A 15,373-nucleotide genomic window follows, 5' to 3' on the forward strand; every position below is an offset into this window, starting at 1 on the left:
GCGCCGTTGCAAACATGCTCTTTAACAATCTGGAAAGCTGATTTAAAAAGTAGTTCTCAAACATTTGTTACAAGTGCTTTGGAAACTTCTTGGCGAAAACCAAATTTTATTTGGTCCTTGTTGTACAGCAACTTGAATGCCGTTTCGACGACACTTCTTGGGGTTGTATGGTTAAGTGACTAAGCGTACATGGTGGATGCCTTGGCAGTCAGAGGCGATGAAGGACGTACTAACCTGCGATAAGCTGTGAGAAGTCGGTAAGAGACGCTATTACTCACAGATTTCCGAATGGGGAAACCCACCCGAGATAACTCGGGTATCTGTTACTGAATACATAGGTAACAGAGGCGAACCGGGAGAACTGAAACATCTAAGTACCCCGAGGAAAAGAAATCAACCGAGATTCCCTCAGTAGCGGCGAGCGAACGGGGATTAGCCCTTAAGCATCTTGGAAGTTAGTGGAACGGTCCTGGAAAGGCCGGCGATACAGGGTGATAGCCCCGTACACGAAAACAACCTTGATGTGAAATCGAGTAGGGCGGGACACGTGACATCCTGTCTGAATATGGGGGGACCATCCTCCAAGGCTAAATACTCCTGACTGACCGATAGTGAACCAGTACCGTGAGGGAAAGGCGAAAAGAACCCCTGTGAGGGGAGTGAAATAGAACCTGAAACCGTGTACGTACAAGCAGTGGGAGCCCTTCGGGGTGACTGCGTACCTTTTGTATAATGGGTCAGCGACTTACATTTTGTAGCGAGGTTAACCGTATAGGGGAGCCGTAGGGAAACCGAGTCTTAACTGGGCGTCTAGTTGCAAGGTGTAGACCCGAAACCGGGTGATCTAGCCATGGGCAGGTTGAAGGTTGAGTAACATCAACTGGAGGACCGAACCCACTAACGTTGCAAAGTTAGGGGATGACCTGTGGCTGGGGGTGAAAGGCCAATCAAACTCGGAGATAGCTGGTTCTCCCCGAAAGCTATTTAGGTAGCGCCTCGGACGAATACTACTGGGGGTAGAGCACTGTTTGGGCTAGGGGGTCATCCCGACTTACCAACCCCATGCAAACTCCGAATACCAGTAAGTAATATCCGGGAGACACACGGCGGGTGCTAACGTCCGTCGTGAAGAGGGAAACAACCCAGACCGCCGGCTAAGGTCCCAAAGTTCTGGTTAAGTGGGAAACGATGTGGGAAGGCTCAGACAGCTAGGATGTTGGCTTAGAAGCAGCCATCATTTAAAGAAAGCGTAATAGCTCACTAGTCGAGTCGGCCTGCGCGGAAGATGTAACGGGGCTCAAACCAGGCACCGAAGCCGCGGATTCACACTTATGTGTGAGTGGTAGGGGAGCGTTCTGTAAGTCTGCGAAGGTGTATCGAGAGGTATGCTGGAGATATCAGAAGTGCGAATGCTGACGTAAGTAACGATAAAGGGGGTGAAAAGCCTCCTCGCCGGAAGACCAAGGGTTCCTGTCCAACGTTAATCGGGGCAGGGTGAGTCGACCCCTAAGGCGAGGCCGAAAGGCGTAGTCGATGGGAAGCAGGTTAATATTCCTGCACGACTTGTAATTGCGATGGGGGGACGGAGAAGGCTAGGTGGGCCAGGCGACGGTTGTCCTGGTGAAAGTGCGTAGGTGGTGTTTCCAGGCAAATCCGGAGACACAACACTGAGACACGAGACGAACACACTACGGTGTGGAAGCCATTGATGCCCTGCTTCCAGGAAAAGCCTCTAAGCTTCAGATTACAAGTCATCGTACCCCAAACCGACACAGGTGGTCGGGTAGAGAATACCAAGGCGCTTGAGAGACTCGGGTGAAGGAACTAGGCAAAATAGAACCGTAACTTCGGGAGAAGGTTCGCTCTTGATGGTGAAGTCCCTTGCGGATGGAGCTGTCGGGAGTCGCAGTGACCAGATGGCTGGGACTGTTTATCAAAAACACAGCACTCTGCAAACACGAAAGTGGACGTATAGGGTGTGACACCTGCCCGGTGCCGGAAGGTTAATTGATGGGGTTAGCGCAAGCGAAGCTCTTGATCGAAGCCCCGGTAAACGGCGGCCGTAACTATAACGGTCCTAAGGTAGCGAAATTCCTTGTCGGGTAAGTTCCGACCTGCACGAATGGTGTAACCATGGCCATGCTGTCTCCACCCGAGACTCAGTGAAATCGAATTCGCCGTGAAGATGCGGTGTACCCGCGGCTAGACGGAAAGACCCCGTGAACCTTTACTACAGCTTGGCACTGAACATTGAACCTACATGTGTAGGATAGGTGGGAGGCTTTGAAGGCGTGACGCCAGTTGCGCTGGAGCCGTCCTTGAAATACCACCCTTGTATGTTTGATGTTCTAACGCAGGGCCCTGAATCGGGCTCGCGGACAGTGCCTGGTGGGTAGTTTGACTGGGGCGGTCTCCTCCCAAAGAGTAACGGAGGAGCACGAAGGTTGGCTAATCCTGGTCGGACATCAGGAGGTTAGTGCAATGGCATAAGCCAGCTTAACTGCGAGACGGACAGGTCGAGCAGGTACGAAAGTAGGTCATAGTGATCCGGTGGTTCTGAATGGAAGGGCCATCGCTCAACGGATAAAAGGTACTCCGGGGATAACAGGCTGATACCGCCCAAGAGTTCATATCGACGGCGGTGTTTGGCACCTCGATGTCGGCTCATCACATCCTGGGGCTGAAGTCGGTCCCAAGGGTATGGCTGTTCGCCATTTAAAGTGGTACGCGAGCTGGGTTCAGAACGTCGTGAGACAGTTCGGTCCCTATCTGCCGTGGGCGTTGGATGATTGAAGGGAGTTGCTCCTAGTACGAGAGGACCGGAGTGAACGAACCTCTGGTGTTCGGGTTGTCACGCCAGTGGCACTGCCCGGTAGCTAAGTTCGGAATCGATAACCGCTGAAAGCATCTAAGCGGGAAGCGAGCCCTGAGATGAGTCATCCCTGACCCCTTGAGGGTCCTAAAGGGCCGTTGGAGACCACAACGTTGATAGGCGGGGTGTGTAAGTGCAGCGATGCATTGAGCTAACCCGTACTAATTACCCGTGAGGCTTAACCATACAACACCCAAGAAGTGTTCTAAGGCTTGTAGCAAATACCAAGCGAACTACTAATTCAGTGATAACGACAAGCCACGAGCAACATCGTTATTCACGTCAGCTTTCTGGATTGAAGAATTTGCCTGGCGGCCATAGCGCCGTGGAACCACCTGATCCCATGCCGAACTCAGAAGTGAAACGCGGTAGCGCCGATGGTAGTGTGGCATTCGCCATGCGAGAGTAGGACACTGCCAGGCACTCAATACAAGAAACCCCGCTCATCGAGCGGGGTTTTTTATTGCCTGCAATTCAGTAAGTCGCCTGATAATTGCCCTGTTTTATTCCTCTCCCTTCCAATTCCTAGTCTTCCCCCGTCGGTTTTACTCATAAAAAACAGCCATGGCAGCGTAAAATAGCGCTTTATTTCGTCGGAGATAGCCCATGTTTTGTCCAAAATGCGGTGGTCAAACCTTGCAGAGCGTCAGCCCTAAAGAGTTTCTCTGTGGCTGCGGTTTTCATTTTTTCCAGAATGTGGCGACGGCGGTGATGGTGGCGCTTTGCTGGCAGGACGAGGTGCTGGTTGCGGAGCGTGCCCGCAATCCGTGCAAGGGGTTGCTGGATCTGCCGGGCGGATTTGTCGATCCCGGCGAGTCGCTGGAGGGGGCGCTGGTGCGCGAGTTACAGGAGGAGCTGGGGCTCGATGTCAGCGCCCAACCTTTTACCTATCTCGGTTCATTCTCCAATATTTACCCCTACGATGGCATCACCTATCACACCTGTGACACCTTTTTCGCTATCAAGCTGAGTGAAAAACCGTTCATCCAGCCGGCTGACGATGTGGCCGCCTGTCAGTGGCTGAAGATCAGCGATATTCCCTTGCCCCGCTTTGCTTTCGAATCGACGCGCACCGCGGTGGCGCGGCTGCAGCAATCCTCTTTGCAAGCCTGATCCCTGCTGATGACGATGGGGATTGGCAGCGACCATCCCTGTCTCATCCTTGTCCACTTTTGTCCCGCAGACGCCATTCGTCAGACGGTGAGTGGTATAGTCAGCAGTGGATCCGGATTCAAGGAGCATATCGTGAAGAAGATAGTTCTCATCTTGCTCGGCATCGCCGTGGCAGCCTTGCTGGCCATAGTGACGTTGATAAGCCTTATCGACCCCAATCAATTCAAGCCCCAACTGGCTGAACAGGTGCGCAAGAGCACGGGTCGGGAGCTGGTGATGGCGGGGGAGATTGACTGGCGTTTCTGGCCGAGTCTCGGGCTCTCGCTGGAGAAGGTCGCTCTGCGCAATCCGGCCGGTTTTGCCGAGCCGGATCTGGTTCGTTTCGAGCAGGGCGAGGCCTCGGTGGCCCTGTTGCCGCTGCTCTCCCATCGTCTGGAGATCGGCAAGGTGACCCTGAGTGGCGCCAATCTCTTTATCCAGACCAAGGCGGATGGCAGCTCCAATCTGAGCGGACTGCTCAAAGATGCCACTGCTGATGCAAGCGAACCGGTCGTCCCCGCAACCCCAGCGCCAACCGCTGATAGCAAGCCCTGGCAGATCAGCTTGCAGGGTGTCGCGCTCTCCCAGGCCAGTGCGCTGGTACAGGATGATCGCAGCGGCACGTCGCTGCGACTGGATCGCCTCGATCTCGATATGGGGCAACTGGCCACCGGTCAGTGGGTACCCGTGACGCTGGCCGCCAAGGGGAGTGCCGACAAGCTCGCTTTCGACGTTAAAGGGCAGACCCAGATCAAGCTGGCGCAGGAGGTGATGGCGAGTGAGCTGAAAGATCTGAGCCTCAGCGGCAGCCTGAGTGACCCGTCTCTGCGACTCGACAGTTTCTCCATCAAGGGAGACCGACTGGCCCTTGGTGAGTGGAGCAACCTCACGTTGGCGCTGAAAGGAGCCAAGGGTGAGGGGCAGCAAGCTTCACTGGCTGGTTCGCTGGAAGGAACGCTCAAGGGACGGCTCGATAAAGAGATGAAGCTTGCCGAGCTCTCCGATGTGCTGCTGACGGCTGCGCTGGAAGGTGATGCGCTGCCGCGCCCGCAGATGAAGCTGAAACTGGCCGGGTTTGCCCGTGCCGAGCTCGACAAGCAGTTGATTACCCTGAGCAAGCTGGTGATGAGTGCTGATGAGGCGCTGCTGAGTGGTGATGGAACCGTGCAGCTTGGCGCTGTTCCCTCGATCAGCTTCGATCTCAAGGGGGAGAAGCTGGATCTCGACAAATGGCTCGCCAGATCGGCACCGACCACACCAGCGCAGGCGAGAGAGGACAAACCAACGGTCGGTGCTTCCAATACCGCTGCAACTGGCGATAAAGAAGCAACCGGCAAGAGCGAAGCCCTCTCCGCGGTTGAACCGGATCTGGGCGCGCTCAAAGGTGTGGATCTGGATGGTCGGTTGCAACTCGGTAGCCTGCGCCTGAAAGGGCTGGATCTCGGTACTGTCGATCTGCAGGTGGTTTTGGCCAAGGGACTGCTGACGCTCAAACAGTTCAGCGCGACCGTGGCGGGCGGTCAGGTAAGCGCGAAAGGGGTTCTCGACGCACGCCAGCAACCCGCCACCTACAAGGTGCACAAGCAGGTGGCCGGAGTGAACATTCGTCCCTTGCTGCAGACTCTGGCCCAGAGCGATCTGCTGGAGGGTAAGGGCGATCTCGATGTGCAGGTGCAGGGGCGTGGTCTCTCCCCTCTGGCACTGCGCAACGGAATGCAGGGCAAGGTGACCTTGAAGCTGAGCGACGGCGCCCTGCACGGCATCAACCTAGCGGAAATGATCCGCGAGGCGCGGGCCACCCTCACCGGCAAGGGGGCCGAGCAGGTGAAGGAGGCGCGCAAGACCGACTTCAGCGCCCTCACCGCCAGCTTCCAGATTGCCGACGGCATCGCCCGTAGCAACGACATCCAGCTCTTTGCCCCCGCCTTGCGGGTCAAGGGCGAGGGGCAGACGGCGCTGGTGCTGGAGAGCCTCGACTTCCTGTTCCTCACCTCCATTGTCGAGAGCAGCAAGGGGCAGGGGGGCAAGGATGTGGATGAGCTGAAGGAGATCACCATTCCGGTGCGGATCGGCGGTCACTGGCAAGCCCCCAGCTACCAGCTCGATGTGAAGGCGCTGCTTAGCAACAACAAGCTGCTGGAGGATAAGGCGCGCAAGGAGGCCGAACGCGGCCTCAAGAAGCTGCTGGGTGACAAGGCCGAGAACGAGGCCGTCAAAGGGGTGGCCGACCAGCTGCTCAAGGGGCTGTTCAAATAGATGACGGTTCATATGGGCTGGCGGGAGCCGCGCCAATGCCGTTAGCGGTTGACCGGATGTCAGCGCCATTGAAAAATGGCGCTGACATTCTTTATGGCGCAGTGACCTGCTGTGCCTTGATCCGGAGTCCTCTCGAGTTGAACCCATGCGCCTGATCCTGCTGCTCTGCTCCCTGATCTGCTACGGCATGGCGTATCCCGTGCTGGCCGGGCCGCTGGCTGATCGCCTGGCGGGCGCGCTGGCCAGGCAGGCTCCCGAACAGGCGCTGCCTCTTGACGAGGTGCAGCGGCTCGATCGTCGCCTGATCGCTCCCGACTCCCTTCATCCTGCCTGGCAGCGCTATCCGCTGCGTCAACTGCAGGCCATCTATCGCTATCAGCAGGAGTGCGGGACAGAGAATGAGTTGCCCGCCGAGTGGCTGCCGCTACTGCAGGCGCTTTGTGGCCAAGGGGCTGTACCCTCGACCCGCTGGTTTGCCGCTCACCCCGTTTATCCGCTGGGTGGCTCCAGCGCTGCGCGCTGGCTGGCTGGTCATCCGGTGGCCGGGCTCGATGCTCTGCTCCATGTGCGGGAGCGGCGTGATCAGCTGGGGCTGCTTGGCGAGCTCGGCGATGACAACCTCGATGCCCTGCTGCGGGGTGAGCGCTGGCTGCTGCAATCGGGTCAGCTCTGGCTACTTGCCGATGGGCAGTGGCGCCGTTATGGCGCCGGGCAGTGGCAGCCGCTGGCCGAGCGGCTTGGTGTGACGCTGGATCGCCGTACCGATGGTCCCTGTCAGGAGCGAGTCGGAGCGATTTGCTTCAATGCTCTCCCCACGCTTGGCTGGCAGTGGCTGGCGCTGGCCAGCTCGTTTGGTTTTATCCTGTTGCTGGGGTGGGCCAGCTGGCAGCGCTGGCGCCTGCTGCGGGAGCGGCGCGTCGCATTGCAGATGCTGACCCACGAGCTGCGCACTCCCATCATGGCGCTCTCCGGCATCAGCGAGGAGCTGCGCCACGATTTCGACCGACTGCCCCCTTCCGCCCAACAGAGCGTGGGTCAGCTGCTGGGCAGTGTCGCCCGCCTGCATCAGCTGGCGCAGGCCAGTCGCCACTATCTGGCGGCTGAGACTCTGGAAGATGAGCGGGTGGCGGTCAGTCTCACCGAGTGGCTCACCCTGGCTTGCGAGCGGCATGACGCCACCTTCTGCCTTGAGCGGGAGATGACTCTGGCGCTCCCCTTCTACTGGCTCGATCTCGCCCTCGACAACCTGCTGCGCAACGCCAGCCAGCATGGCCGCGCGCCGGTTCGGATCTGTGCCAGCTGGCAGGCGGGGCGTTTGAACCTCGCAGTCAGCGATGGTGGCGAGCTGCCAAATTACCGGCTCGCCACCCTGCTGCGCCGCGGTGCCCGTGCCGAGGGTTTGGGGTTGGGGCTTGCCATCGTGCGCCATCTGCTGCGTCGTCTTGGCGGGCGCCTCACCCTATCCGGCCCGCCCACTACCTTTACCCTGACGCTGCCCTGCCAACTCTGGAGCGACCCCGAATCATGAAAACCATCCTGCTTGTCGAAGACGAGGCGCTGCTGGCGGAGAACCTGCAACGCTATCTGACCCGGGAAGGGTATCGCTGCCTCTGGTGCGACACTCTGGCTGCGGCGGAGCAGCAGTGGCTGGCGGCGGATTTGGTGCTGCTGGATCGTACCATGCCGGAGGGGGATGCTCTCGACTGGTTGCCCCTGTGGCTGGCGCGCAAGGCGCTGCCGGTGATCGTGCTGACCGCCCGGGTGGAGGTGAGCGATCGGGTGGCCGGGCTTGATGCGGGGGCGCGCGACTACCTGACCAAGCCCTTCTCCCATGACGAGCTGCTGGCGCGGATCCGAGCCCAGCTGCGTCAGCTGGGGGATGGCACTCAGGCGGTAGGCGGCTTGCAGCTTCATCCCGCCCGGATGCAGGCGAGCTGGCAGGATGCGGAGGTGAGCTTTACCCCCACCGAGTTTGCCCTGCTCACCCTGCTGGTGCGGATGGCGGGGCGGGTGCTGAGCCGGGAGGAGATCCTCAACCGGGTGTGGGGCTATCAGGCGTTTCCCTCCACCCGCACCGTCGATACCCATATTCTGCAACTGCGCCAGAAGCTGCCCGGGCTGGCCATCGAGACGGTGCGCGGCATCGGCTACCGGCTGGAGGTGCCAGCGTGAAGCGTGCAACGCTGGCTGGACTGCTGTTGGCTCTAAGCGTCGGCCTTCTGAGCCTGTGCCTTCTAAACGCAAGCTGCGTGATGGCAACCGATCGCCTCCTGGAAACCGAGCGCGCCGACCCGCTGCAACCGGCTACCTTGGCACTGTTGCAGGGGGATATCCGGCACGCCTGGCAATCTTTGCAGCAGGCTTGGCCCGCCCTCAACAGCGATGCCGAGCGCCGCAGCTGGCAGGGGATGCTGACTGCGCTGAGTGCCCAGCATTGCGGCAAGGATTTCCCGCTGACCTTGCCTGATGGGGTGAGCGAGCTGCGTCTTGAGCTGATCCAGCGCGATGCGCCGCTGCTGCGGGACTATCGGGTGCAGTTGACCGGGGAGGGGCCCATCACCGCCGCTGAACTTATCGATCCCGCTGGCCGTGACCGACTGGCAAGTGCCCAGTGGGAGGCGGAAGAGAATAAAGGGGTCAGGGTTGTCGGGGCCGATCTACCTACGCCTTTGCCAGCCGGACTCTATCTGCTGCGGTTGGCGGTGGCGGGCAAGGATTGGCAGGTAGCGCTGCCGCTGCCTGCGGTGCAGGATCTGGACTGGCTCTCCCGCTCGCCGCTGGCGGTGGCCAATCCCCCCGCCAATCCCGCTTCGTGCACTCCTCTCTGGCTCGAGCAGACGGTGCTGGCCCGCCCGCAATATTCCCTGCTCTGGTGGCACCGGATTGCACCCAATGAGCCGGTGAACTGGCCTGCCGCCACGCCTGATAGCTGGCGCACCCTCTCGCTGGTGCAAACCAGCCAGCGTGGCCAGCTGGTGTTGCAGCTAAGCCACAGTCAGGCGGGGCCGGTTGAGTAATGGTCGTCGTGATGGTCAGGTGCACGCAATCCTGACATTGGCCTGACAATCGCAGGCGGCCAATCTGCTGAAATGGCGATTCCCGTGTTTTATCAGGAATCACCGACCATGACTCTTCTTCCCGTGCTAACGAGCCGGATCCGCCCGCTCCTGCTGTTGGCGCCGCTGTTCTCCCTGCCTGCCGAGGCGCTGACCCTTGCCAACGATCAGTGGCGCATCGAGCTGGATCCCGCCACCCTGGCGGCCGAGGCTGTGCTGCCCTCGGGCAAGCACCTTGCCATCTCTTCCCCCGGCCCGCGCCAGCCGGTCACCGCTCTGCAGCAGGAGGGGGAGCGCGCCAGCTGGCTGACCCGCGCCGATGGTGAGGTGCGGGCCTTGGCTCGCCTTGCGGGCAACCGTCTGATCCTTACCCTCAGCCGTGCGAGTGCTGGCGAGCTGGTGTGGCCGCGGGTGCCGGCAGGGGCGCAGGCGCTGATGCTGCCGATCCACGAGGGTTTTCGCATTCCCGCTACTCATCCCGCGTGGCGCCAGGCGCTGGCGCAGGAGTATCAGGGGATCAACACCACCGAAAATCTTACCCTGCCGCTGGTCGGGCTGGATTACGGTGATCAGCAGCTGGCGATCCTCTTTGCCAACCCCTTCAACAACCGGCTCACCTTTGCCCCCAAGCAAGATGGTATTGCCCTGACGGCGACCCATAGCGTCAATCGCCTCAATCTTGCTGCTCCCTATGAGGTGGCGGTGTCGCTGCAGCCGGGCAACGACTGGCTAGCAGCGGCCAAGGCCTATCGCAGCTGGTTGCAGGAGCGGGGCGAGCAGGTCTCGCTCGAGAGCAAGCTGGCGGCAGTAAAGGATGGCAAGCGGCTGATCGGCGCCTCTCACCTCTACCTCTGGGGCGAGCGACTGCTGGTGCCACAGGATGTGAAGAGCTGGTCCGAGTTGCGTCGCCTGATCCCCGCCGACTGGCTCAAGGGGGAGAGCAAAACGGCGCTGCAGGCCCCCGATCTGGCCCGCAACCGCTACCTGCAAAATTTGGTGTTGGCCGGGGTAGAGCAGGCGCTGGCGCAGCGCCATCCCGGTCAGCAACCGGCCGATTTCGCCGCCCGGCGCACGCTGGCGGCCACGCAACTGGGGGCGGCGCTCAACGAGCCGCAGAGTTGGGGTGATGGCAGCTCGGCCAAGATGATCGCCGCTCTCAAGCAGGCTGGACTACCCAGACTCTGGCTGGGGCTGCCCCAGTGGACGGCGGGCTTTGCCGCGCCGCAGGGGATTGAACTTGCCAAAGCGGCGGGCTATCTCATCGCCCCTTACGACTCTTACGATACCGCGCTGCCGGAGGGTAATCGGCAGCCGAGCTGGCTCACCGCCCAGATGGGGCAGGATATTTACCTGCGCTGCGGCATCATGCAGGAGAACGGGCGGCGCAAGAGCGGCTTTCAAAACAGCGGCGTCTACACCAATCAGGCCTGCGTGCGCCCGGTGATGGAGCAGCGCGTACCCTGGTTGCAGCAGGCGAGCCACTACAACAGCTGGTTCCTCGATGTGGCGGCGACCGGCATGGTGTTTGACGATTTCGACCCGGCCAAGCCGACCACCCAGGCGCAGGATGCACAAAACCGGATGGCCGGGATGGCGTGGATTGCCAGGAGTCAGGGTGTGCTGGTGGGCTCCGAGGAGGGCGGTGCGGTTGCCAACCGCACCGCGGCCTTTGCCCACGGCCCCCAGACCAGCGGCTTTGGCTGGCAGGATCCCGATATGCGCCGCCCCTACTATCTGGGGGCCTGGTATCCCGACTATCAGCCTGCGTTCTTCTTTCGCCAGAGCCACCTCAAGCCCGGGTATCAGGGGCTCTACTTCGATCCGGCGCTGCGGCTGCCGCTGTTCCAGAGCGTCTTTCACGACAGCATAGTGACCACCCACCACTGGACGATGGACAGCCTCAAATTCAGGGAGAGCCGTCAGGTGACCGAACTGTTGCAGCAGCTCTACAACGTGCCGCCGCTGCTCAACCTCAGTCTGGATAGCGCCAGCGCGCGCATTCCCTATCTCAAGGGACTCGATGCCTTCTTCCGCCCGCTGCATGAGCGGCTCTACAACCAGCCGCTCACCGGTTTTCGTTGGCTCGACAAACGAGGAGTGGTGCAGCAGAGCGAGTTTGCTGATGGCACTCGACTGATTGCCAACTTTGGCCCGGCCACCGAGCAGGCGGGGATAAAACTGGCCGCTCAAAGCGTGTTGGCGCTGTTGCCCGATGGCAGTCAGCTGCAGTTTGTCTCGCAACCGGATGGCGCCCGCTAATCTGGCGTTCTGGCTTTTATTTCATCAGAGAATGATGTGGCAGAACTTTTCATGTATAGATGAACGTTCTGCAAAATAAACGAGAGGTAGTTCTGATGATTGAGAGTGAAGTGATTAGAGAGGTAAACCATCCGGCGTGGCCGCTGGTCTGGCAGATCTATGGCGAGAGTTTTCCCCGCTACGAGCAGCGCCAGTCACAGCATCAGCCCCAGAAGATGCGGGATCCTCGCTATCACTGCCAAATCTTTTATCAGGATGCCCTGCTGCTCGGTTTTATCTTCTGGTGGGCGTGCGGCGAGCAGATCTATATCGAGCATCTGGCCATCAATCAGGCGTAGCGCGGCCGCAACTACGGCAGCCGCCTGCTGGCTGAATTTTGCGAGCGGGCAGGCAAAACCGTCATTCTCGAGATCGATTCGCCAGAGGATGAGATTGCTATTCGCCGTCTGCGCTTCTATCAGGGGCTGGGCTTTTGTCTCAACGACTATGCCCATGTCCACCCGCCCTATCATCCTGACTATCAAGGTCATGCGCTGCGGGTGTTGAGCTATCCGGGGCTCCTTGAGGAAGAGGCCTATCAGCGTTTCAACAGCATGCTGGTGGAGACGGTGATGGATCACGGCTGAGCAACCGTAAGGATGCCGACTTGCCGATAATAGAGGAGCCCGCCTGAAGCAATTCAGGCGGGCCCTTTTTCATTGCCGCTGGTGGGAATCACTCCCCCAGCAGCTTGTGCCAGACGGCGAGCACATGGCTGCGCTCACTCTGCAGCTGATCGTCGCTCACCTTGCGGGAGATCTCCGAGAGGTTGAGGCGATGGCCTAGGTTGCGGATCTCCAGATAGGCCTGCTTCAGCCCCTCCGCCTGCTCCAGGGTCAGCACCCCCGCCATGACGCACTCATCGAAGATGCGCACGTTATCGGACCAGCGGGTGAGGGCATCGGGCTCGCCGCAGGCGTGGGCCAGCACCAGATACTGGGCGATAAACTCGATATCCACCATGCCGCCGGGGGACTGCTTGAGGTCGAACTCGCCGGCACCGGCTTTGAGCAGGTGATCCCGCATCTTGTGGCGCATCTCGCGCACCTCGCGGGCCAGAGTCGGCAGGTCGCGCTCCCTGGCCAGCACATCGCGGCGGATGCGGGCAAACTCGGCAACGATGGCATCATCGCCATAGATGGGGCGAGCCCGCACCAGCGCCTGATGTTCCCAGGTCCACGCCTCGTTCTGCTGGTACTGCTCGTAGGCCGACAGCGACGAGACCAGCAGGCCGGAGTCGCCGGAGGGACGCAGCCGCATGTCTATTTCGTAGAGGATGCCGGAGGGGGTACGGGTGCTGAACAGGTGCAGGATCCGCTGGGCCAGGCGCAGGTAGAACTGGCGGCTGTCGATGGGCTTGCGGCCATCTGTGTAGCTGTTGGGGTCGCCGCCGTGCAGGAATACCAGATCGAGATCCGAGCCGTAACCGAGCTCGATGCCACCCAGCTTGCCATAGGCCACCACCGCAAAACCGCGCTGGCCGCTTAACGCCACCTCGGGCGGCACCCCGTAGCGTTCGCTCATCTGGGCCCACGCCTGATTGACCACCTCTTCGGTGATCGCCTCCGCGAGCCAGGTGAGGTGGTCGCTCACCTTCATCAGCGGCAGGGCGCCGGCGATGTCGGCCGCCACGATGCGCAGCAACTGCACCTGCTTAAACTGGCGCAGCGCTTCCATCTGCTGCTCCACGTCCTCTTCGGGGATGCGCAGCAGGAACTGGCGCAGCTGGGGCTTGTACTGGTCGAGCGGGGTGGGGTGGTAGAGGTGCTGGGGATCGAGCAGCTCATCCAGCAGGATGGGGTAGCGGGCCAGCTGTTCGCTCACCAGATGGCTGGCGTCGCACAGCCGTACCAGCTGGCGCAGGGCGCCCGGGTTTTCCGCCAGCAGTTGCAGATAGGCGCTGCGGGTGAAGATGCGGGTCAGCAGCTCGCATACCCGCTCGAACAGGCGGGCGGGTTGCTCACTGGCGACCACCAGCCGCAGCAGCTCCGGCATCAGCCAGTCCAGTGCGATGCGCCCCTGCGGCCCCACCTGACGGCGCTTGTACTCCTCCTTGAAGCGCAGCAGGGCAGCGCAGAGCGGAGCGGGCTCGACGACCCCTTGAGCAGTCAGCAATTTTTCCAGCTCGGCGGCATCGAGCTCGGTGCGCCAGAGATCGAGCCAAAGCTGCTCCAGATGGGCGGGTGCCTCTTTCTCTTCCCCCACCACGGCGGCGAACTCCTGATGGACGGCAGCCATCTCCTCATCGAGATGAGCCATAAAGGCGCCCCAGTCGGCAAAACCGAGGGCGGCGATCAGCCGCTGGCGATCCCGCTCCTCGGTGGGCAGGGTCTGGGTCTGCTGATCGCCGATCTCCTGCAATATGTTCTCGACCCGGCGCAGGAAGCGATAGGCATCCAGCAAGCGATCGCAATGGGCGGATTCGAGGGCGCCACATTGGGCGATGGCGGCCAGCGCTTCGGGCAGGTGGCGCACCCGCAGCGCCGGTTCGCGCCCGCCGCGAATAAGCTGCAGCGCCTGGGCGATAAACTCCACTTCGCGAATGCCGCCAGCCCCCAGCTTGATGTTGCCCTCCAGCCCCTTGCGGCGCACCTCGGAGGCGATCATCGCTTTCATCTGGCGCAGGCCGTCGATAACGCCAAAGTCTATATAGCGGCGAAACACAAAGGGGCGAAGCATCTCGGCCAGCTCCACCGCGTGCTCGCACTGGGGCCCCAGTACCCGCGCTTTGACCATGGCGTAGCGCTCCCAGTTGCGGCCGTGGTGCTGGTAGTAATCCTCCATGGCGGCAAAGGAGATGGCGAGCGGCCCAGCGTCGCCAAAGGGGCGCAGCCGCATATCGACCCGGAACACCTGACCATCCTGGGTGGGCTGGTGGAGGGCGTTGATGATGCGCTGGCCCAGCTTGATGAAAAATTGCTGGTTGGCCAGCTCGCGCCGCCCGCCGACCGTGTAGCCGTTCTCGGGGAAGGTGAAGATAAGGTCGATATCCGAGGAGAAGTTCAGCTCGCCGCCCCCGAGCTTGCCCATGCCGAGGATCAGTAGCGGTTGCGGATTACCGTTGCCATCCATCGGGGTGCCCAGCTCGCCACACTGTTTGGCGTAGAGCCAGTCGCGAGCAGAGCAGATCAGGGCATCCGCCAGCTTGGTGAGGTGGATAAAGCTCTCTTCCACCGCCGCATGGCCCAGCAGCTCGCGCCAGGCGATCACCAGCATGCGGCTGCGGCGGAACTGGCGCAGGATGCGCTTGAGCGTTTCTTCATCGCTCACCTCGGCGAGCAGGGCAGTCAGATCTCTCTGGTAGGCGGGCCAGCGTTCGGAGCGCTCCAGATCTCCGGAGGCGATCAGCTCGGCCAGCAACTCGGGCTGTTTGAAAAGGGAATCGGCAACAAAATCGGAGAGACCGAGCAGGGTCAGCAGGGTCTGGTGCACCGGCTCGGGCTGGTTGCCATAGTCGGGGGCCAGCTCGACCAGTCGCTGCCACTGGCGCTCGGCCTGTTCTTGCAGCAAGGGGGAGAGGGCGGAGAAAGAGGGAGAATGCTGGGCCACGGTTGCCGTCCTTGTGGTTCACGACAGCGGGTTAACGACACGAGGTTAACAACGCTGCCGGTTCAAAATGGTGGCTGCCAATCTAGCACTGTCAGGCCCCCGCGTCACAGCGCAGGGGCGAGAAGCATGATCCAGAAAGGAAAATGGGTTGCTGGTGGGGATATGAAGAAAGGCCCCTCAGGGCCTTTCT

General features: G+C 60.8%; 7 protein-coding genes, 2 rRNA genes and 1 pseudogene. 9 read left to right on the top strand and 1 reads right to left on the bottom strand.

What is annotated here, in order from left to right:
• Positions 1-169 precede the first annotated feature (169 nt).
• The 9 genes and pseudogenes from ACTG2O_RS08090 (at position 170) to ACTG2O_RS08130 (ending at position 12,221) form a co-directional block, all read left to right on the top strand.
• Positions 170-3,058: ribosomal RNA gene (locus ACTG2O_RS08090) — 23S ribosomal RNA — on the top strand.
• Between the two features lie 121 nt (positions 3,059-3,179).
• Positions 3,180-3,294 (top strand): 5S ribosomal RNA (rrf, locus tag ACTG2O_RS08095).
• A gap of 184 nt (positions 3,295-3,478) precedes the next feature.
• On the top strand, positions 3,479-3,985 hold the full coding sequence (locus tag ACTG2O_RS08100; protein ID WP_439975588.1) for an NUDIX domain-containing protein: 507 nt from the start codon (positions 3,479-3,481) through the stop codon (positions 3,983-3,985).
• Between the two features lie 132 nt (positions 3,986-4,117).
• Positions 4,118-6,280, top strand: a complete 2,163-nt coding sequence (locus ACTG2O_RS08105) for an AsmA family protein (RefSeq protein ID WP_439975589.1) — start codon at positions 4,118-4,120, stop codon at positions 6,278-6,280.
• 145 nt (positions 6,281-6,425) lie between these two features.
• Positions 6,426-7,808 (top strand): DUF3404 domain-containing protein, encoded by a 1,383-nt coding sequence (locus tag ACTG2O_RS08110; protein WP_439975590.1) that lies wholly within the window; start codon positions 6,426-6,428, stop codon positions 7,806-7,808.
• Positions 7,805-8,452 (top strand): response regulator transcription factor, encoded by a 648-nt coding sequence (locus ACTG2O_RS08115; protein WP_058058526.1) that lies wholly within the window; start codon positions 7,805-7,807, stop codon positions 8,450-8,452. Before ACTG2O_RS08110 ends, ACTG2O_RS08115 begins: the two co-directional genes overlap by 4 nt.
• An 80-nt stretch (positions 8,453-8,532) precedes the next feature.
• Positions 8,533-9,297, top strand: coding sequence for a DUF2861 family protein (locus ACTG2O_RS08120; RefSeq protein WP_421293492.1), 765 nt, complete (start codon positions 8,533-8,535; stop codon positions 9,295-9,297).
• A 108-nt stretch (positions 9,298-9,405) separates the two neighbouring features.
• The gene (locus ACTG2O_RS08125; RefSeq protein ID WP_439975591.1) at positions 9,406-11,595 is read left to right on the top strand and encodes a glycoside hydrolase; all 2,190 of its coding nucleotides are present in this window, start codon (positions 9,406-9,408) and stop codon (positions 11,593-11,595) included.
• 95 nt (positions 11,596-11,690) lie between these two features.
• Positions 11,691-12,221 (top strand): annotated as a pseudogene (locus ACTG2O_RS08130) (GNAT family N-acetyltransferase).
• Positions 12,222-12,309: 88 nt separating this feature from the next.
• Here the strand turns inward: ACTG2O_RS08130 and glnE are convergent.
• On the bottom strand, positions 12,310-15,183 hold the full coding sequence (gene glnE, locus ACTG2O_RS08135) for a bifunctional [glutamate--ammonia ligase]-adenylyl-L-tyrosine phosphorylase/[glutamate--ammonia-ligase] adenylyltransferase (RefSeq protein WP_236285696.1): 2,874 nt from the start codon (positions 15,181-15,183) through the stop codon (positions 12,310-12,312).
• Positions 15,184-15,373: the final 190 nt, after the last annotated feature.

Origin of the sequence: Aeromonas sp. 61P (assembly GCF_051919545.1) — a bacterium.
Classification (GTDB): domain Bacteria; phylum Pseudomonadota; class Gammaproteobacteria; order Enterobacterales; family Aeromonadaceae; genus Aeromonas; species Aeromonas veronii.